Annotated in this window: 19 protein-coding genes; 7 read left to right on the forward strand and 12 right to left on the reverse strand. The window is 59.5% G+C overall.

Annotation, left to right across the window (positions count from 1 at the left end; genetic code table 11):
- Positions 1-205 precede the first annotated feature (205 nt).
- Positions 206-880: a ribose-5-phosphate isomerase RpiA gene (gene rpiA, locus AC1MDT_RS20650; protein ID WP_480418726.1), complete on the forward strand. Its 675-nt coding sequence runs from the start codon at positions 206-208 to the stop codon at positions 878-880.
- A gap of 128 nt (positions 881-1,008) precedes the next feature.
- On the opposite strand, the gene AC1MDT_RS20655 is transcribed toward rpiA, so the two are convergent.
- The 3 genes from AC1MDT_RS20655 to AC1MDT_RS20665 form a co-directional block, all read right to left on the reverse strand.
- A complete protein-coding gene (locus AC1MDT_RS20655; protein ID WP_480418727.1) occupies positions 1,009-1,944 on the reverse strand; it encodes an SdiA-regulated domain-containing protein in 936 nt (311 codons plus the stop codon).
- Between the two features lie 156 nt (positions 1,945-2,100).
- On the reverse strand, positions 2,101-2,766 hold the full coding sequence (locus AC1MDT_RS20660) for a fumarylacetoacetate hydrolase family protein (RefSeq protein WP_480418728.1): 666 nt from the start codon (positions 2,764-2,766) through the stop codon (positions 2,101-2,103).
- Between the two features lie 22 nt (positions 2,767-2,788).
- Positions 2,789-4,183: an FAD-binding oxidoreductase gene (locus tag AC1MDT_RS20665; protein ID WP_480418729.1), complete on the reverse strand. Its 1,395-nt coding sequence runs from the start codon at positions 4,181-4,183 to the stop codon at positions 2,789-2,791.
- Between the two features lie 204 nt (positions 4,184-4,387).
- Here AC1MDT_RS20665 and serA point away from each other — a divergent pair, with 204 nt between their 5' ends.
- Positions 4,388-5,617: a phosphoglycerate dehydrogenase gene (serA, locus tag AC1MDT_RS20670; RefSeq protein ID WP_480418730.1), complete on the forward strand. Its 1,230-nt coding sequence runs from the start codon at positions 4,388-4,390 to the stop codon at positions 5,615-5,617.
- Between the two features lie 63 nt (positions 5,618-5,680).
- Here serA and AC1MDT_RS20675 read toward each other — a convergent pair whose 3' ends face one another.
- A complete protein-coding gene (locus AC1MDT_RS20675; RefSeq protein ID WP_480418731.1) occupies positions 5,681-6,106 on the reverse strand; it encodes a DUF4399 domain-containing protein in 426 nt (141 codons plus the stop codon).
- 135 nt (positions 6,107-6,241) lie between these two features.
- Between AC1MDT_RS20675 and AC1MDT_RS20680 the strand changes: the two genes are divergently transcribed.
- A complete protein-coding gene (locus AC1MDT_RS20680) occupies positions 6,242-6,829 on the forward strand; it encodes a transporter substrate-binding domain-containing protein (RefSeq protein ID WP_480418732.1) in 588 nt (195 codons plus the stop codon).
- 102 nt (positions 6,830-6,931) lie between these two features.
- On the opposite strand, the gene AC1MDT_RS20685 is transcribed toward AC1MDT_RS20680, so the two are convergent.
- Positions 6,932-7,417 carry a 2-thiouracil desulfurase family protein gene (locus AC1MDT_RS20685; RefSeq protein ID WP_480418733.1) on the reverse strand — a complete coding sequence of 162 codons (486 nt, stop codon included), beginning with the start codon at positions 7,415-7,417 and terminating at the stop codon, positions 6,932-6,934.
- A 2-nt stretch (positions 7,418-7,419) separates the two neighbouring features.
- Positions 7,420-8,052 carry a 2OG-Fe(II) oxygenase gene (locus tag AC1MDT_RS20690; RefSeq protein ID WP_480418734.1) on the reverse strand — a complete coding sequence of 211 codons (633 nt, stop codon included), beginning with the start codon at positions 8,050-8,052 and terminating at the stop codon, positions 7,420-7,422.
- Between the two features lie 108 nt (positions 8,053-8,160).
- Here AC1MDT_RS20690 and AC1MDT_RS20695 point away from each other — a divergent pair, with 108 nt between their 5' ends.
- Positions 8,161-8,913 (forward strand): DUF2059 domain-containing protein, encoded by a 753-nt coding sequence (locus AC1MDT_RS20695; protein WP_480418735.1) that lies wholly within the window; start codon positions 8,161-8,163, stop codon positions 8,911-8,913.
- Between the two features lie 119 nt (positions 8,914-9,032).
- Here AC1MDT_RS20695 and bipL read toward each other — a convergent pair whose 3' ends face one another.
- Entirely contained in the window at positions 9,033-9,980 is a 948-nt protein-coding gene (bipL, locus tag AC1MDT_RS20700) for a phospholipase BipL (protein WP_480418736.1), read from the reverse strand.
- A 97-nt stretch (positions 9,981-10,077) separates the two neighbouring features.
- Here bipL and AC1MDT_RS20705 point away from each other — a divergent pair, with 97 nt between their 5' ends.
- Both AC1MDT_RS20705 and AC1MDT_RS20710 read left to right on the forward strand, forming a co-directional pair.
- On the forward strand, positions 10,078-10,653 hold the full coding sequence (locus tag AC1MDT_RS20705; RefSeq protein ID WP_480418737.1) for a DUF6436 domain-containing protein: 576 nt from the start codon (positions 10,078-10,080) through the stop codon (positions 10,651-10,653).
- 114 nt (positions 10,654-10,767) lie between these two features.
- Positions 10,768-13,179, forward strand: a complete 2,412-nt coding sequence (locus AC1MDT_RS20710) for a penicillin acylase family protein (RefSeq protein ID WP_480418738.1) — start codon at positions 10,768-10,770, stop codon at positions 13,177-13,179.
- Positions 13,180-13,296: 117 nt separating this feature from the next.
- Here AC1MDT_RS20710 and AC1MDT_RS20715 read toward each other — a convergent pair whose 3' ends face one another.
- A complete protein-coding gene (locus AC1MDT_RS20715) occupies positions 13,297-14,262 on the reverse strand; it encodes a GlxA family transcriptional regulator (RefSeq protein ID WP_480418739.1) in 966 nt (321 codons plus the stop codon).
- Positions 14,263-14,568: 306 nt separating this feature from the next.
- Between AC1MDT_RS20715 and AC1MDT_RS20720 the strand changes: the two genes are divergently transcribed.
- Positions 14,569-15,210: an HD domain-containing protein gene (locus tag AC1MDT_RS20720; protein ID WP_480418740.1), complete on the forward strand. Its 642-nt coding sequence runs from the start codon at positions 14,569-14,571 to the stop codon at positions 15,208-15,210.
- 125 nt (positions 15,211-15,335) lie between these two features.
- Here the strand turns inward: AC1MDT_RS20720 and AC1MDT_RS20725 are convergent, their stop codons facing one another.
- The 4 genes from AC1MDT_RS20725 to AC1MDT_RS20740 form a co-directional block, all read right to left on the reverse strand.
- Positions 15,336-16,226: an ABC transporter permease subunit gene (locus tag AC1MDT_RS20725; RefSeq protein WP_480418741.1), complete on the reverse strand. Its 891-nt coding sequence runs from the start codon at positions 16,224-16,226 to the stop codon at positions 15,336-15,338.
- The gene (locus AC1MDT_RS20730; RefSeq protein WP_480422836.1) at positions 16,223-17,104 is read right to left on the reverse strand and encodes an ABC transporter permease subunit; all 882 of its coding nucleotides are present in this window, start codon (positions 17,102-17,104) and stop codon (positions 16,223-16,225) included. Before AC1MDT_RS20730 ends, AC1MDT_RS20725 begins: the two co-directional genes overlap by 4 nt.
- 35 nt (positions 17,105-17,139) lie before the next feature.
- Positions 17,140-18,282, reverse strand: coding sequence for an ABC transporter ATP-binding protein (locus AC1MDT_RS20735; RefSeq protein WP_201115785.1), 1,143 nt, complete (start codon positions 18,280-18,282; stop codon positions 17,140-17,142).
- Positions 18,283-18,352: 70 nt separating this feature from the next.
- A complete protein-coding gene (locus AC1MDT_RS20740) occupies positions 18,353-19,450 on the reverse strand; it encodes a polyamine ABC transporter substrate-binding protein (RefSeq protein WP_480418742.1) in 1,098 nt (365 codons plus the stop codon).
- Positions 19,451-19,499 lie beyond the last annotated feature (49 nt).

Genomic DNA, 19,499 nt, shown 5'->3' on the forward strand with positions numbered 1-19,499 from the left:
GAGCTTGCTCGCGAAAAACCCAAGGACGCCGCTGGGTATCTGGCTTTACGCGTTATCGTTCACGACCATCGCGAGCGAGCTCGCTCCTACAGTAATCGGGGGTGAAGGTGTGCGCATTTGACCCGCCAATCGGGCAATGACCTTGCCCGCCCCGAAGCCTATAATGCCGACCTTTCGTCCCCCTCTTCGGCACCTCGGAGCCCGCATGACCCAGGATCAACTCAAACAGGCAGTGGCTCAGGCCGCCGTCGACTTCATCCTCCCGAAACTCGACGACAAGAGCATCGTCGGGGTCGGCACCGGCTCCACCGCCAACTGCTTTATCGACGCATTGGCCAAGCATAAAGGCGCGTTCGATGGCGCGGTCGCCAGCTCCGAAGCCACCGCCGCGCGCCTCAAGGGCCATGGCATTCCGGTGTATGAGCTGAACACCGTCAGCGACCTGGAGTTCTACGTCGACGGCGCCGATGAGAGCGACGAGCACCTGCACCTGATCAAGGGCGGCGGCGCAGCCCTGACCCGCGAGAAGATCGTCGCCGCCGTGGCCAAGACCTTCATCTGCATCGCCGACGCGAGCAAACTGGTACCGGTCCTCGGCGCGTTCCCGTTGCCGGTGGAAGTGATCCCGATGGCCCGCAGCCACGTAGCCCGCGAGCTGGTGAAACTGGGCGGCGACCCGGTCTACCGTGAGGGCGTGCTGACCGACAACGGCAATATCATCCTCGACGTGTTCAACATGCAGATCACCAACCCGGTGGAACTGGAGATGCAGATCAACGCCATCGTCGGCGTGGTGACCAACGGCTTGTTCGCGGCACGTCCTGCGGATCTGCTGTTGTTGGGTACAAGCGAAGGCGTGAAGACCCTGCGCGCCCAATAAGCCCAAGAACACGGAAAAACCTGTGGGAGCGAGCTTGCTCGCGATAGGGCCGTGTCAGTCGACAGAGATGTTGAATGACCGACCGCTATCGCGAGCAAGCTCGCTCCCACAGTTGTTCTGCGGTGTTGCTAATTTTGTGTTGGTTTCTTGAAGGCGTAGAACAGGTTCGGCTCGCTCACCATGTACAACGTGCCAGCCTCATCCAGGGCCACGCCTTCGGCGCGAGGAATGGTCTTGTTCAGGCCATTGAAGCCACCCAGCAACGCCATGAAACTGACCTGTTTGCCCTTCTCGTCCAACTCCAGCAGCAGGTGAGAGTCGGCAGACAACACCAGTGTGTGGTGGGTGCGCGGGTCTATGGCCAGGGCTGACAGGTTGCGCATGTCCAGTGCGTTACTGGCGAGTTTTTGCTTGTCGCCGGTGAGGGACTGGCCATCGCTGCTTTTCCAGGTGAACAGTGCCGGTGGACGCTCTTCACCCAGCAGCATTTGCTGATTGCGCGGATCCCAGACAACGCCTTCGAACGCCTTGTTCTGGTTTTTTGAAGGGCCGAGGTCGTATTTCGGGAAGTTGGCGATGTTCAGCTCGCGGGTATTGGCATCGACCTTGACGATGGTGAGCAGATGCTGGCGCTCATCGACGATGGCCATCAGGCCATTGCCCATGACTGTCACGCCTTCCGGGTTGCTCCAGCCCACCAGCGGCATCTTGCGCAGCACGTCGCCCTGCAAATTCAGCTCGACCAGGAACGGGTTTTTGCCCATCACCGAAAACAGGGTTTTAGTTTGCGGATCGTAGGCCAGGTCCGATGCTTCGTCGCTCTCCATGCCCGGCAGCAGCTTGGCATCGATCACCGCTCGATAATCCGGCAGCCAGACGCTTGCCTGACGTTCGCTGGGGCTTACAAAACGCTCGCGCAACCAAAGCACGCCACGATTATCCCAATGCATCGCAAATGCCAGGCCATACGCGGCAGCGGCCAATAGCAAAAGCCAGAAAGGCCAACGCTTGAAGAAGCTCGAGCGCCGGGCGGTTTTAAACGTGGGCATCGGTGTGGTGGCCATGAAGAGTTGTGTTCCAGAAGTGCAGAGATGGGCACCTGTAGGAGCGAGCTTGCTCGCGATGGACGCTAACGATAACGCTGCAAGCCTGACACCCCGCAGGGCTCTCAGGTTCATCGCGAGCAAGCTCGCTCCTACAGGGGTTCAGCGGTGTTTCGACTAGCGGACGCTGCTGGTGAAACTGCTGGCGCCAGGCAGCTCCAGAACAATTTCATCACCGACATTCAGCGGGCCCACGCCAACCGGGGTGCCCGTGAGGATCACGTCGCCGGCCTGCAGCGAGAAGCAGCCGGCCATGTACTGAATCATCGGCACGATCGGGTTGAGCATGTCCTTGCTGTTGCCATCCTGACGAACGTCGCCGTTGATGGTCAGGCGGATGCCGATGTCGGTCAGGTCAGCGAAGGTGCTGCCGGATACAAACGGGGCAATCACCGCCGCGCCGTCGAAGGACTTGGCGACTTCCCACGGCAGGCCTTTGGATTTCAGCTCGGCCTGCTTCTCGCGCAAGGTCAAGTCCAGCGCCGGGGCAAAACCGGAGATGGCATCCAGCACTTCTTCACGGCTTGGCTTGGTCGACAACGGCTTGCCGATCAACACCGCGATCTCTGCCTCGTAATGCACCGAGCCACGCTCGGTGGGGATACTGAAGCCACCTTCCAGCGGCACCACGCAACTGCCCGGCTTGATGAACAGCAATGGCTCGGTAGGCACCGGGTTGTCCAGTTCCTTGGCGTGTTCGGCGTAGTTGCGGCCGATGCACACCACTTTGCCCAGCGGGAAGTGAATACGCGTACCGTCGACATACTGGTGCTGATAGCTCATTACCGACTCCTGGTTCGTTGATTCAAACAGCGAAAATCTTGCCCGGATTCATGATGCCGTTCGGGTCGAACACCGCTTTGACGGCTTTCATGTACTCGATCTCAACTGGCGAGCGGCTGTAGGTCAAGTAATCACGCTTGGTCATGCCCACGCCGTGCTCGGCGGAAATCGAACCGTTGTACTTCTCGACGGTTTCAAACACCCATTTGTTCACGGTTGCGCACTTGGCGAAGAACTCGTCTTTGCTCAGGTTTTCCGGCTTGAGGATGTTCAAGTGCAGGTTGCCGTCGCCGATGTGACCGAACCAGACAATTTCGAAATCCGGGTAGTGTTCGCCGACGATCGCATCGATTTCCTTCAGGAATGCCGGCACTTTCGACACAGTGACCGAAATGTCGTTTTTGTACGGCGTCCAGTGGGAGATGGTTTCGGAGATGTATTCGCGCAGCTTCCAGAGATTCTGCAACTGGGTTTCGCTCTGGCTCATCACGCCGTCCAGCACCCAGCCCTGCTCGACGCAGTGCTCGAAGGTTTCCAGGGCGTGGTTGGCCACTTCCTCAGTGGTCGCTTCGAATTCCAGCAGCGCGTAGAACGGGCAATCGGTTTCGAACGGCGCCGGCACGTCGCCGCGCGCCATGACTTTGGCCAAGGCTTTGTCGGAGAAGAATTCGAATGCGGTCAGGTCGAGTTTGCTCTGGAACGCGTGCAATACCGGCATGATCGAGTCGAAATCGGCAGTGCCGAGGACCATCGCCGTGAGGTTTTTCGGGGCACGATCCAGACGCATGGTCGCTTCAACCACAAAACCGAGAGTACCTTCCGCGCCGATGAACAGCTGACGCAGGTCGTAGCCGGTCGCGTTCTTGATCAGGTCGCGGTTCAGTTCCAGCAGATCGCCCTTGCCGGTGACGACTTTCATACCGGCGACCCAGTTGCGGGTCATGCCGTAGCGAATGACCTTGATCCCGCCGGCATTGGTGCCGATATTGCCGCCAATCTGACTGGAACCTGCCGAAGCGAAGTCCACCGGGTAGTACAGGCCTTTTTCTTCGGCCACGTTCTGCAAGTGCTCGGTGACCACGCCCGGCTGGCACACGGCGGTGCGGTCGGTCATGTTCACGTCGAGGATCTGGTTCATATAGTCGAAGGACACGACCACTTCACCATTCGCCGCCACCGCCGCAGCGGAAAGCCCGGTACGACCACCCGACGGCACCAGCGCAACCTTGTGCTCATTGGCCCAGCGCACGATGGCCTGGACCTGCTCGGTGGTCTTGGGGAATACGATGGCGGTCGGGGCCGGGGCGAAATGCTTGGTCCAATCCTTACCGTAAGCATTCAGGGAGTCGGCATCGGTCAGCACCTTGCCAGGCTCAACCAGGGTCTTCAGCTCTTCAATCAAGGCAGGATTGGTCATCGACAGAACTCTCGAACAATTCATGGTCATCCTGAGAACGCTTCACGTCGCAGGAATGAGTGTTTAGCGGGGTGCATATGCTAGCATACCGCCCCCGCAGCATAGTGCCGAAAGGCTGTTCTGCGGTAACGGCATTCTTGCCGTTCGGGTCAGCGTCTGTTGACCATTTCCTGCCATTTTTCTCCGGGATACAGGTTTACGCAGATGAGCAAGACTTCTCTCGATAAGAGCAAGATCAAGTTCCTTCTTCTCGAAGGCGTCCACCAATCGGCTGTCGACGTCCTCAAGTCGGCGGGCTACACCAGCATCGAGTACCTCACAGGTTCTCTGCCGGAAGCCCAGCTGAAGGAAAAGATCGCTGATGCTCACTTCATCGGCATTCGCTCCCGCACGCAACTGACCGAAGAGATCTTCGATCACGCGAAGAAACTGGTCGCTGTTGGCTGTTTCTGCATCGGCACCAACCAGGTCGACCTGAACGCGGCTCGCGAACGCGGTATCGCGGTGTTCAACGCACCGTACTCCAACACCCGCTCCGTTGCAGAGCTGGTGCTGGCCGAAGCGATCCTGTTGCTGCGCGGCATCCCTGAGAAGAACGCTTCCTGCCACCGTGGCGGCTGGATCAAGAGCGCAGCCAACTCCTTCGAGATCCGCGGCAAGAAGCTGGGCATCGTCGGTTATGGCTCGATCGGTACTCAATTGTCGGTCCTGGCTGAAGGCCTGGGCATGCAGGTGTACTTCTACGATACCGTGACCAAGCTGCCATTGGGTAACGCCACTCAGGTCGGCAACCTGCACGAACTGCTGGGCATGTCCGACATCGTCACCCTGCACGTTCCGGAAACCGCTGCGACCCAGTGGATGATCGGTGAGAAGGAAATCCGCGCCATCAAGAAGGGCGGCATCCTGATCAACGCGGCGCGTGGCACCGTGGTCGAACTGGACGCCCTGGCGGACGCGATCAAGGACAAACACCTGATCGGCGCGGCCATCGACGTATTCCCGGTAGAGCCTCGCTCCAACGACGAAGAGTTCGAAAGCCCGCTGCGTGGCCTGGACAACGTGATCCTGACCCCGCACATCGGCGGTTCCACCGCTGAAGCGCAGGCCAACATCGGTCTGGAAGTGGCCGAGAAACTGGTCAAGTACAGCGACAACGGTACGTCGGTGTCCTCGGTCAACTTCCCGGAAGTGGCCCTGCCGGCTCACCCTGGCAAGCACCGTTTGCTGCACATCCACGAGAACATTCCGGGTGTGATGAGCGAGATCAACAAGGTCTTCGCCGAAAACGGCATCAACATCTCCGGTCAGTTCCTGCAGACCAACGAGAAAGTCGGCTACGTGGTCATCGACGTCGACGCCGAGTACTCGGACCTGGCGCAAGAGAAGCTGCAGCACATCAACGGCACTATTCGTTGCCGCGTGTTGTTCTGATAGCGACTTGAGTGACCAAAAAGGGAGCTCCTCGGAGCTCCCTTTTTCATGCCTGGGGAAAAGTTACTTCACAGTCACCGTGATCTTTTCCGAGACGATTGGCGGATCGAAAGCCATGTGGTTCTTGTCACCCAGTTCGAGTTGCAACGTGTGCTGGCCTGGAGTCAATGTCACCTCGGTTTCGGTCTGGGCCTTGCCGAAGTGCACATGATTGGCATCTACCGGGATGACCGAACCGGCAGGAATGATCTCCTTGGCGTCGATCAGCAGATGATGATGGCCGGTGTTCTGGGTATTGTCGCCAGCAGGAGCCAGAGCGATGCCTTTTACTTCAAACTTGACCTTGAAAGTCTTGTCGACAATAGCGCCACTAGTTGGCGAGCCGATATTCACTGCAGCGCCTTGCGGGGCTGGGGTTGCCGCGCTGGCCATCATCGAAGCACCCAGCAAAAGGGCAGCCAAAGCAGCACGTGACATGAATGTTTGCATTCTCTTCTCCAGTTTTTCCGTAAAATCCGCTTGGCCGTGACAACTTCACGGCCATTCGTTGTCGAAGGCACTCGATAACCATAGCAAAGCGCGCCTGAACCAGAGCGACGCGATAATGATTTAAAAGGAGTGACCATGCGTTTTTTGCCTGGCCTGATCTGCCTGCTACCCCTTTTGAGCCCCTTGGCTCATGCCGAACTGATTGACGACGTAAACGACCGTGGCGAATTGCGCATTGCGCTTGAGGCGAATACACCGCCCTTCAATTTCAAGGAAGACGGCAAACTCACCGGCTTCGAAGTCGAACTGGGCCAACTGCTGGCCGACGAACTGGATGTGCGGGCTGACTTCGTCGTCACCGACGCCAGCGATTTGTTGCCCGGCGTTGAAACCGGCAAGTACGACATCGCGATCAACCACATAACAATGACCTCGGCGCTCAAGGATCGTTTCGACTTCAGCGAACCTTACAGTTACACCCATGCGCAATTGATCGCGCAGAAAGAAGAGCCGCAATCGATACTGCTGGTGCAGTCGCTGACGCAAGAGAAGCCGAAGACGAAGGCGAACCCGATGGTGAGCCTGGCGATTCCGTTCCAGAAGGGAAACCCGGCCTTTCACGCCAGCCTGGAAAACGCGCTGCAGCGCATCAAGGCGGATGGCCGGTTGGAGGCGTTGTCGCAGAAGTGGTTGGGTGCGGACACGAGTGTGGCGCCCAAATGAGTAACCCTGTAGGAGCGAGCTTGCTCGCGATGGTGTGTCAGCCGACACCCATGTAGCTGACACGCCATCGCGAGCAAGCTCGCTCCTACAGGGTGTTCGGTGTTAGTCGAGAGAGCCTAGTGTTGCCGCGGCTTCAGCCAACTCCAGCTCACTGAAGACTTTCACGCCATGGCGTTTAAGCAACGCTGCGGTGACACCTTCGCCACTGACCTTCACACCGCTGAACGTCCCGTCATACGTCAGCAAATTCCCGCAGGACGGGCTGTTAGCCTTCAACACCGCAATCCGGATGCCGTGCCGTTGCACCAGTTCCAGCGCCTGATAAGCCCCCGACAAAAATTGCGCACTGACATCCTCGCCCTCGGTGGTGATCACCGGGGCATGGCCGTCCAGCACGTCACCACCCTGCCCGCCCGGGATTTCCGCTGCGGCCCTGGGCGTCGGCAACCCGCCAGCCACCTCAGGACACAGCGGCACGACCCGACCTTCGTCGACCCACTGTTGAAGCTGATCGAATGGCCCGCTGGCCCCGCCGTCGTAACGTACGCGATGACCCAGCAGGCAGCGGCTTACCAGAATTTTTTGCATGATCAGAACGGCTCGTTGCCGCGACGCCGGAACCAACCGGTCAACGACAGGCGATCTCGGGTCGCTGGCAGGACTTCGTGGGGAACTTCGCCCGACAGGAACACCACCAGACATCCGCCGGTAGGCACCACATCGTGCTCGACGCCTTCTTTCAGGTACATGCGCAGTTGGCCCCCGTGCTCAGGCAGCCAGCCGTCATTGAGGTAGACCACCGCCGACACCGTGCGCCGGTCATCGTCGCGGAACCGATCGAGATGCTTGAGGTAAAAGGCGCCGGGCGGGTACATCGCAAAATGACTTTCGAAGTCTTCCAGGCCCAGGTACAAACCGCGATTCATTGCTTCGCGCAGGCTGTCCATCAGCTGCAGATAGCTGTCGCAGGCCAATGCCTGACCGGGTTCGATCCACTGGATGTGGTCGCCACGAATCCCCTCGCGAATCTCCGATGACGGCCCGCGCCCCACGGCGGCCGGGGCCAACTCGCCCTCAGCGGCACGTTTATGGCACTGCGCAGCCAGTTCCTCGGTCAGAGCCTGGGGCAGGAAAATATTCTGCTGCGACCAGCCGTGTGCAGCGAGATCGTCGACGATACGTAACAGCAGCGGGTGATCAGAGGATATTTGCATGGCAGGCATAGTATTCCTGTGCCTGAAATTCCGACAGAGCCACGCGGCGGCTTGATACGAATTCTCGACAAGTCCGTATGCCACACGGAGAATAGTCGGCTGCCGACAGGAGTCCCTATGCGCCGTTTGCTTTTTTCACTGTTGATGCTCTGTGCCTTGCCCGTTTGGGCAGACAGCCACGACCAGTTGTACAAGGTCGCCGGTTGGCCAGATCAACGCGCGCATTTCAACGATGCCCTTTCGGCCGCTCAACAGCGGTATCAGAGCAGCCTGCCACCGGCGGTGTTCCAGGCCTTGGTCGACAACAGTAATCAGCGTTTCGCCCCTCAGGCTGTAGACCAGCGCGCCGAAGCGCAGCTGCGCAAGAACCTCGCCGATCCAAAACCTGCCCTGGCGTTTTTTCAGTCCCCCCTGGGCAAAAAAGTCGTTGCCGCCGAACTGTTGGCAACCCGTCGCGACCAACTGATGAAAAACGCCAAGGGTTTGCCCAAGATGCAGGCCAGCGACAGCCGCTTGTTGATCATCGGCCACTTGGCCCAGGCCCTGCCCGCTCGCGAGGCCGGCGCTGAAGTCAGCCTGGCGATTGCCGGCGTCGCCGCCGACAGCCTGAGTTCGATGATCCCCGGCCTGCTTGGTGGTGGGCAGGCGCAAGGAATGCTGAACGGTCAGCGTCAGCGCTTGATGGACCAGATCGGCAGTGACCTGAACAACACGCTGCTGTACGTCTACCGCGACCTGTCGGACGACGAACTAGAAGAATTTGCCACGTTTGCCGAATCGGCTGAGGGCCAGGCGTATTACCAGGCTGCGTTGGCGGCGATTCGGGCGGGGTTGGCGGTGGGACAGAGCACCTCGAACCTGACCCAGTAATTTCAGCGCCTGATAGATCGCCATCGCGAGCAGGCTCGCTCCCACAGTGGACCGAGTTTTCCAGACAGGCACAGTTCAATGTGGGAGCGAGCCTGCTCGCGAAGAGGCCCGAGTGACCGCTAAAGATTCCTGCCCTTGATCCGCTTGGTCAAAAACCCGAAATACTCCCGCCGCAACACCAGCGTCTCATTCGCCAGATGATGCCGCGCCTCTGGCAACATCAACACCTGCGGCCGATCAAACTTGGTCTTCAACACTTCAAGGTTGTGCTCCCAATCCACCGTCATGTCCGCCTGCCCCTGCACAATCAATGGTCGCCGGATGCTATACGGTGCGGCTTCGATGCGTTTGATCCAGCGCGCCAGTGCACCGACCCAGGCCGTCGGCAACCGTAGCGGCTGCAACGGATCGGCTTGCAGGAACGGCAAAAAATCGGGGTCGTTGGAGTTCTCGCTGAAGCGCCGGGCAATGGCGTTGACGAAAGGCTTGAGCAGGTAATAGCTGAGTTGCGACCAGCCCCAGGCCCGCGGCCTTATCAGCGGCGACAGCAGAATCACCTGGCCCTGGGCCGGACTGCCGATGCCCGCGTTGAGCACGTGATCGATCACAATCGCGCCGCCGGTGCTCTGCCCGCACAGGTGCCACGGCTGCGGCAGATCCAGGGACGCGGCCTCAACGAACAAGCCTTGCAACGTGTCCTGATACTCGGCGAAATCCTTGATGCTGGCCCGCTCGCCGCTGGACAGTCCATGCCCCGGCAAATCGCAGGCAATTACCGCAAAACCCTGATCCAGCGCCCACTCAATCACATGCCGATAGAGACCGGTGTGATCGTAAAAGCCGTGAAACAACATCAACGTCGCCTTCGGCTTCTCGGGCCACCAGACCTGGCTGACCAGATCATAACCATCGACCTCAAACCGCCCCAGGCCGCTGCGAAAGTTGCGCCCCGGAAAATCCAGCCCGTAGAACCGCTGATAAGCCAGCGCCTCGACCGACAGTGGTTGCCCATCCGCCAATGGCCGCAGGCTCGCACGCAGATGATCGGGGTCGAAAGTGGCAGACATGAGCAATTCCAGAACGCGAAACGGACTTTATAGGTCTGCGATATTCATCTGTCGCGGCAAGCATGGCAAGCTGGGCGACCTTCGAGGATTGAAACCCATGCGTGCGTCCTACCGCGCCACACTGCTTGCCAGTCTGCTCGCCCTCGTGTGTGCCGGCGTGTTGTGGGCGGCTTACGATTGGTTCCAGAGTCGCTACCTGCGGGCGTTCAGCTCACACGCCGCGGTATTCTCCGGTGACCCATTGCGCCTGCCCGATGACCTCGCCGGACCTGGCGCCATCCGTTTGGTGCATTTCTGGGACCCGGCGTGCCCGTGCAACGTCGGCAATCAACAACACCTGACCGAGCTGGTTGAGCGCTATGCGCCGCAGGGCGTGGAATTCTATGCCGTGCAGAAGCCCGGCAGCCACGGCCAATTGCCGAGCACCTTGAGCAGCCTTAAAGCCATCAGCGTGTTGCCAGGGTCGGAGCAGATCCCCGCCAGCCCTGCCGTGGCGATCTGGGATCGCAGCGGCAAACTGGCGTATTTCGGCCCGTACAGCGAAGGCCTGACCTGCAATTCGAGCAACAGCTTTATCGAACCGATCTTGCAAGCACTGAACGAGGGCCGTGCGGTGAATGCCACGCACACACTGGCAGTTGGGTGTTACTGCCCGTGGCCCATCGACCTATAGAAGTAAGACCCACAGGAAACGCGAATCCCTCCTAAGTGCGATGGGCCAATTCGCCGCGCCGTGTTAAACAATGGCGCCAGGGACCGTTGCCACTCATAACAACAAGGAATCTCCATGAAACGTAGCCTGACCGTTCTCGTCCTGCTGATTCTCGCGCTGGCCGCAGGCGCCGGCTGGTACGTCTATAGCAAACAGCCGACACGCCAGGGCATGGTTGAGCTGCAACACCTGCAAGGGTCCGTTACCGTGCGCTACGACGAGCGCGGTGTCCCGCATATCCGCGCCGAAAACGAAACCGACCTGTACCGCGCCCTCGGGTACGTCCATGCCCAGGATCGACTGTTTCAGATGGAAGTGCTGCGCCGTCTCGCCCGTGGTGAGCTGGCCGAGGTGCTGGGCCCGAAACTGCTCGACACCGACAAACTGATGCGCAGCCTGCGTATTCGCGAACGCGCCGAAACCTACCTCGCGAACCTGGACAAACAGTCGCCCGCCTGGGCCGCGATGCAAGCCTATCTGGACGGTATCAATCAGTATCAGGACAACCATCCAAAACCTGCCGAGTTTGATGTACTGGGCATTCCGAAACGCCCTTTCACCGCTGAGGACACCATCAGCATTGCCGGTTACATGGCCTACAGCTTTGCGGCGGCGTTTCGTACCGAGCCGTTGCTGACCTTCGTGCGCGATCAATTGGGCCCCGATTACCTGAACGTCTTCGATCTCGACTGGCAGTCCAAAGGTATGCTGGCGAAAAATCGCCGCAGTGCCACGACGCCTCTCGCCAGCGCCGACTGGAAAGACCTCAACGCCCTCGCCCGCCTGAGCGAACAGGCACTGGCCGACAATGGCTTGCCGCAGTTCGAAGGCAGCAACGCCTGGGTGATCTCCGGCAGTCGCACCAAAAGTGGCAAGCCGCTGTTGGCCGGAGATCCGCATATCCGCTTTTCGGCGCCGTCGGTGTGGTACGAAGCGCAGCTTTCGGCGCCGGGCTTCGAACTCTACGGCCACTACCAGGCATTGATGCCGTTCGCGTCCTTGGGCATGAACAGCGATTTCGGCTGGAGCATCACCATGTTCCAGAACGATGACCTCGACCTGATCGCCGAGAAGGTCAACCCGGACAATCCCAATCAGGTCTGGTACCACGGCAAATGGGTCGACATGGTGACCAGCGAACAGCACATTGCGGTCAAGGGCCAGGCGCCGGTCACACTGGTGCTGCGCCAGTCACCCCATGGCCCGATCGTCAACGACGCGCTGGGCAACAGCGTCGGCAAAACGCCGATCGCCATGTGGTGGGGCTTCCTCGAAAGCCAGAACCCGATCCTTGAAGGCTTCTACCAGCTCAACCGCGCCGACACCCTGGCCAAGGCCCGCAATGCCGCGGCCAAGATCCAGGCGCCAGGCCTGAACATCGTTTGGGCCAATGCCAAGGGGGACATCGGCTGGTGGGCCGCAGCGCAACTGCCAAAACGTCCGGCAGGTGTGCGTCCGTGGTTCATCCTCGACGGCAGCACGGCCGAGGCGGACAAGGACGGCTTCTACCCATTCAGCGCCAACCCGCAGGAAGAGAACCCGGCGCGGGGTTACATCGTCTCCGCCAACTTCCAGCCGGTTTCGCCGACCGGCATGGAGATTCCCGGCTACTACAACCTGGCTGATCGGGGTCAGCAGCTCAACCGCCAGCTGAGCGACAAAAACATCAAGTGGGACCTGGATGCCAGCCAGCAACTGCAATTGGGCACGACCACCGCCTATGGCCCGCGAGTGCTGGCGCCATTGTTGCCGGTACTGCGTGAAGTGGTGACTGATCCCGCCGAACTCAAACTGGTGGAACAACTGGCGCAGTGGAAAGGCGATTACCCGCTGGACTCCACCAGCGCTACGGTGTTCAACCAGTTCCTGTTCAATCTGGCCGACGCGACAATGCACGACGAACTGGGGGATGACTTCTTCGAAACGTTGCTCTCGACCCGTGTCATCGACGCCGCGTTGCCACGCCTGGCCGCTAATCCCGATTCGCCGTGGTGGGACAACCGCAATACGCCCGGTAAGGAAACCCGCGCCGATACGGTGAAGGTGGCGTGGCAGGCGAGCATCGCTCACCTCAAGACCACACTGGGTACAGACTTCTCGCAATGGCAGTGGGGCAAGGCGCACACACTGACCCATGGCCATCCACTGGGGCAGCAGAAGCCGTTGGACCACATCTTCAACGTGGGACCGTTCCCGGCGCCCGGTAGCCATGAAGTGCCAAACAACCTCTCGGCCAAGATAGGTCCGGCGCCATGGCCAGTGACTTACGGCCCGTCGACCCGGCGCCTGATCGATTTCGCCGACCCGACTCACAGCCTGACCGTCAACCCGGTCGGCCAGAGCGGCGTGCCGTTCGACGAACACTATGACGACCAGGCCGAGGCGTACCTCGAAGGAATTTATTTCCAGGCGCATCTCGACGATGAAGAGGTGACGGCCAATACGCGGAGCACGTTGAAGCTGTTGCCGGCGCGGGTTGCGCAGTAGATTTTTTTGGCCGGGCTGACGCCTTCGCGAGCAGGCTCGCTCCCACATTAGACCGCAATCCAATGTGGGAGCGAGCTTGCTCGCGATGAGGCCCTCACAGAAAACAACAATGCCTGCTCAAACCATCGCCGCAAAGTTCAGCCTGAACTGCTGCGGCGTCACGCCCAGCCGGCGGTTGAATACGCTACGCATGTGCTGGGCATCCCGAAATCCGCACTGGTACGCCACCGTCTTGAGCGGCGCGCTGGTGCTTTCCAGTAGCACCCTGGCCGCGTCCACCCGCGCCCGCTCGACAAACTCCGCCGGGGTGATTTTCGCTTCTTTGGCAAACACCCGGGAAAAGTTGCGGGCACTCATGTTGGCGGCGTTAGCCAGGTCAGCGATCGTCAGGTCGCCGGTGAGGTTGGCCAGCACGTAGAGCTGGGCCAACGCCACGGCAGAATCGGGCTCGGCGTGTGGCGTGAGAAACGGACTGAACTGTGATTGCCCACCCGATCGCTGAGTGAACACCACCAGCCGCTTGGCCACGCTGAGCGCCACTTCCGGGCCGTAATCGCGCGCGAGAAGGTACAACGACAAATCAATCCCCGCCGTGACCCCGGCCGAGGTGTAGAGCTCGCCGTCCTGCACATACAAGCGATCGGCCTCGACCTGAGTCGACGGGCACAACCGAGCCAGCGCCGTCGCGTCACCCCAATGGGTCGTCACCGTTCTCCCGTCGAGCAATCCCGCCCGAGCCAGCATGAAGGCGCCATTGCAGATTGAGCCAAACCGTTGCGCCCGCGCGCAGGCATTGCGCAGCCACGCATCGAATGCGGCGCCGAAATCCATGAACGGCAACTGCGGCCCTCCGGCCACCAGCAGCAAGTCATACGCCTCCAGCGCTTCACTGAAATGCTTGTGAGCGTTGAGTGACAACCCGTTGGAACAGGCCATCACCCCGCGCCCCACGCCAATGACCTCCAGTCGATAGTGATGTTCCGGTTCAAGGAAACGATTGGCTTCGCAGAACACATCCATGGGACCGGTGACGTCCAGTGACTGAACCCCGGCGAACACCACGATGGCAACGGTTTTACTCATGGCAGGATTGGCCCTCAATGGCTCTGGTTGCACCGCACACCTGTAGGAGCGAGCTTGCTCGCGATGGACGTGAGGGCGCCGCGTTCATACAGGCAGGCCCCGTTATCGTTGACGTCCATCGCGAGCAAGCTCGCTCCTACAGGGTCTGTGTGGAACCCTAGCCAATCTGTGCGCAATACGCGAGGTTGGCGCGATAAGCATGCTCATTGGCAAGGATCGCAGCCCTGCATCGATTGTCCGGTTTTGGCTGCGGGCACAGACTTGCTCCATCAGCGCCGCCACGGCGTTCCCCATAAGGAAAGCACCATGAGCAGCACCATCGCCGGTATTAAAATACCCGACAGCGCGTTGGCCAGGGCCACCACCGAATACATCCGCGACGTCGAATCCGACCTGCTTTACCACCACTCGCGCCGGGTCTTTCTATTCGGTGCGTTGAGCGGTGAACGCAAGCAACTGGCCTACAACCCCGAGCTTCTTTATGTCGGCGCCATGTTCCATGATCTGGGCCTGGTGGAGGGTCATCGCACCGACGACCAGCGCTTCGAAGTCGACAGCGCCAATGCCGCCAAAGCGTTCCTCAAGCCTTATGGTCTGAGCGACGACGATCTCGAGCAAGTGTGGTTGTCGATTGCCCTGCACACCACACCGGGCGTGCCGCAACACCTGCGTCCTGACGTGGCGCTGGTCACCGCCGGGGTTGAAATGGATGTGCTGGGAATCGATTACGCCGCGTTTCCCACCGCACAGCGTGAGGCGGTGGTGCATGCGCATCCACGGGGTGAAGGGTTCAAGGAGTGCATCCTGTGTGCGTTCGCCAACGGCTTCAAACACAAGCCGGATACCACGTTTGGCACGGTGAACGCGGACGTGCTGGTGGACAGCGAGCCAGGTTTCAAGCCGATGAACTTCGTCGAGATCATCCGCAAATCACCTTGGGCGCCCTAAAACAACTGTAGGAGCGAGCTTGCTCGCGAAGATGTGTCAGCTGCATTGATGCCGACTGACACACCATCGCGAGCAAGCTCGCTCCTACAGGGGGATCAGGTTGGCCACACATTTGTGGCCAATCCTCAGGCCGCTTCCGGTGCTTGTGCGCGACGCACGTCCGGTTGCTTCCACGAATCAGCGGCACCTTCCTCAATCGCCTGTTGAATCGCACGTCTGCGGCTTTCTTCGGCACGGCGGCTGAAGAACCAGACCATGAACGTCACGATCGACACGGCCAGCAGAATCAGGCTGGCCACGGCGTTGATCTCAGGCTTCACGCCCAGGCGCACGGCCGAGAACACTTCCATCGGCAGGGTCGTCGAACCCGGCCCGGAAACGAAGCTCGCCAACACCAGGTCGTCCAGCGACAAGGCGAAAGACATCATGCCCCCCGCAGCCAACGATGGCGCGATCATCGGGATGGTGATCAGGAAGAACACCTTCCACGGCCGTGCCCCGAGGTCCATGGCCGCTTCTTCGATGGACAAGTCCAGCTCACGCAAGCGCGCCGACACCACCACCGCCACATACGCTGCACAGAACGTGGTGTGGGCGATCCAGATGGTGACGATGCCACGCTCCATCGGCCAGCCGATCATCTGCGCCATCGCCACGAACAGCAGCAACAGCGACAGACCAGTGATCACTTCCGGCATGACCAACGGCGCGGTGACCAGGCCACCAAACAGCGTGCGGCCTTTGAAGTGGGTAATACGGGTCAGGACGAACGCAGCCAATGTACCCAGCGCGACTGCTGCCACCGCCGTGTAGCAGGCGATTTCCAGCGAGCGCACCACCGAGCCCATCAGCTGGGTGTTGTCCATCAAGCCGACGTACCACTTGATCGACCAGCCGCCCCATACCGTCACCAGTTTGGAGGCGTTGAACGAATAGATCACCAGGATCAGCATCGGTGCGTAGATGAACAGCAGACCCGCTACCAGCATGAAACTTGAAAAACGGAAGCGCTTCATTCTTTGCCCTCCATTTCTTTGGCCTGGCTACGGTTGAACAAGATGATCGGCACAATCAGGATCGCCAGCATGACGACTGCAAGCGCGGAAGCCACTGGCCAGTCACGGTTGTTGAAGAACTCTTGCCACAGCACCTTACCGATCATCAGGGTTTCCGGACCGCCCAGCAGTTCCGGGATGACGAACTCACCCACCACTGGAATGAACACCAGCATGCAACCGGCGATGATGCCGTTTTTCGACAGCGGAATGGTGATCTTCCAGAAGCTGTTGAACGTGCTCGACCCCAGGTCGGAGGCGGCTTCCAGCAGGCTGTGGTCGTGTTTTACCAGGTTGGCGTAAAGCGGCAGGATCATGAACGGCAGGTACGAATAGACCACGCCGATATACACCGCCAGGTTGGTGTTGAGGATTTGCAGCGGTTCGTTGATCCAGCCCATGCTCATCAGGAACCCGTTGAGCAGGCCGTTGTTGCTGAGGATGCCCATCCACGCGTAGACGCGGATCAGGATCGCGGTCCAGGTCGGCATCATGATCAACAGCACCAGCACCGTTTGCACTTCCTTGCGGGCGCTGGCGATGCCGTAGGCCATCGGATAACCGATCAGCAGGCAGAGAATGGTGCTGAACAGCGCCATCTTCAACGAACCGAGGTAAGCGGCGATGTACAACTCGTCGTCGCCGAGCATCGCGTAGTTGCCGAGGTTGAGCAGCACCTGCAGCTTCTGGTCGACGAAGCTGTAGATTTCGGTGTACGGCGGAATGGCCACGTCGGCTTCGGCGAAGCTGATCTTCAATACGATGAAGAACGGCAACATGAAGAACATGAACAGCCAAATGAATGGAACCCCGATGACCATCTGACGGCCACCGGGAATTATTCGGTTGAAGCTGCGTTTGAGTTTGCGCATGTTCATGAGCGAAGTACCACGCCGCTGTCGTCTTCCCAGTACACGTAAACCTGATCACCCCAGGTTGGGCGCTGGCCACGGCGCTCGGCGTTGGCGACGAAAGACTGGACGATCTTGCCGCTCGGCAGTTCAACGTAGAACACCGAGTGACCACCGAGGTAGGCGATGTCGTGGACCTTGCCGCTGGACCAGTTGTATTCGCAGGTCGGCATGGTCGGCGTCACCAGCAGTTTTTCCGGACGGATCGCGTAGGTGACGGATTTGTCCTGCACTGACGTGCTGATGCCGTGGCCCACGTAGATCTGGCGATCCAGGTCCTTGCAGGTGATGGTCGCGTGGCCTTCGGCATCGTCGATCACTTCACCGTCGAAGATGTTGACGTTGCCGATGAACTCGCAGACCAGGCGGCTGGTCGGGGTTTCGTAGATGTCGATCGGGCTGCCGATCTGGGCGATCCAGCCCAGGTGCATGATCGCAATGCGCTCGGCCATGGTCATGGCCTCTTCCTGGTCGTGGGTCACCATGACGCAGGTTACGCCAACGCGCTCGATGATCTCGACCAGTTCAAGCTGCATCTGCGAGCGCAGCTTCTTGTCCAGAGCGCCCATCGGTTCGTCGAGCAGCAACAGCTTCGGTCGCTTGGCCAACGAACGCGCCAGGGCCACACGCTGACGCTGGCCACCGGACAACTGATGCGGCTTGCGCTTGGCGTATTGGCTCATCTGCACCAGCTTGAGCATGTCTGCCACACGCGCATCGACTTCAGCGGAGGACAGCTTGTCCTGCTTGAGGCCGAAGGCAATGTTCTGCGCCACGGTCATGTGCGGGAACAAGGCATAGGACTGGAACATCATGTTGATCGGCCGCTCGTACGGCGGCATGTCAGTGATGTCTACGCCATCGAGGAAAATGCGCCCCTCAGTAGGCCGTTCGAAGCCTGCGAGCATGCGCAGCAAGGTGGATTTGCCCGATCCCGAACCGCCGAGGAGAGCGAAAATTTCGCCTTTCTTGATTTCCAGGGACACATCGTCCACGGCAATCGTCTCGTCGAACTTCTTCGTGACCCGGTCGATTTTGACCAACACCTGTTTAGGTAATTGGTCGCCCTCGAGGGCTTTCTTATAGGCGCCGGAGGCAACTGCCATTTACGAAACTCCCAACAAAATTTTCAGTTCGCCCGAGGCGGGCGAACCTTGGATAGTTTGAGCCTTGAAGCTATTTACCCGACTTGACCTTGGTCCAGCTGCGGGTCATCAAACGTTGAATATTCGGTGGTAACTCGATGGACACGTAGGTCTTGTCGAGGACTGCTTGCGGTGGATAAACCGCTTCGTCGGTGCGAATGGACTGTTCCATCAGTGTGTCCGACCCCGGGTTAGGGTTGGCGTAGCCGACGTAATCACTGACCTGGGCTATCACCTCAGGTTTCAGCAAATAGTTGATGAAGGCGTGGGCGTCCTTGGCATTGGCCGCGTCCTTGGGGATTGCCAGCATGTCGAACCAGAGCGCGCCGCCCTCTTTCGGAATCGCGTAGGCGATGTTCATGCCTTTACCGGCTTCAGCGGCTCGGGCCTTGGCCTGGAAGATGTCGCCAGAGAAACCGATCGCCACGCAGATGTCGCCGTTGGCCAGGTCTGCAATGTACTTGGACGAGTGGAAGTACGTCACGTACGGCCGCACCGCCAGCAACTTGGCCTCCGCCTTCTTGTAGTCTTCAGGGTTGGTGCTGTTGGCGTTCAGGCCCATGTAATTGAGGACCGTCGGCATCATTTCGTCGGCGGAGTCGAGGAACGCTACACCACAACTGTGCAGTTTCTTGATGTTTTCCGGCTCGAACACCACATCCCAGGAATCGATCTTGTCGAGGCCGAGCACAGCCTTGACCTTGTCGACATTGTAACCAATGCCGTTGGTGCCCCACAGATAGGGCACGGCATATTGGTTACCCGGATCGTTCTGCTCCAGGCGCTTGAGCAGCACCGGGTCGAGGTTCGAATAATTCGGCAGCTTCGATTTATCGAGCTTCTGGAAAGCGCCTGCCTTGATTTGCTTGCCCAGGAAATGGTTGGACGGCACTACAACGTCATAACCAGTACGCCCGGCCAGCAACTTGCCTTCCAGGGTTTCGTTGGAATCGAAGACGTCATACACCGGCTTGATGCCGGTCTCTTTCTGAAAATCTGCCAAGGTGGTCTGACCGATGTAGTCCGACCAATTATAAATATGCACAGTACCGGCGGCCTGGACACTGACGGCAAGCGTCAGCCCGGCACCGACCAGCAGCGCATTGCGTAACAAAGAAAAAACAGGCAAGTGGAGGTCCTCTAAAATTAGTTGGGCCCAAGTTGCCCCGCGCTTCATG

It is taken from the genome of Pseudomonas sp. ASL7 (assembly GCF_056680375.1).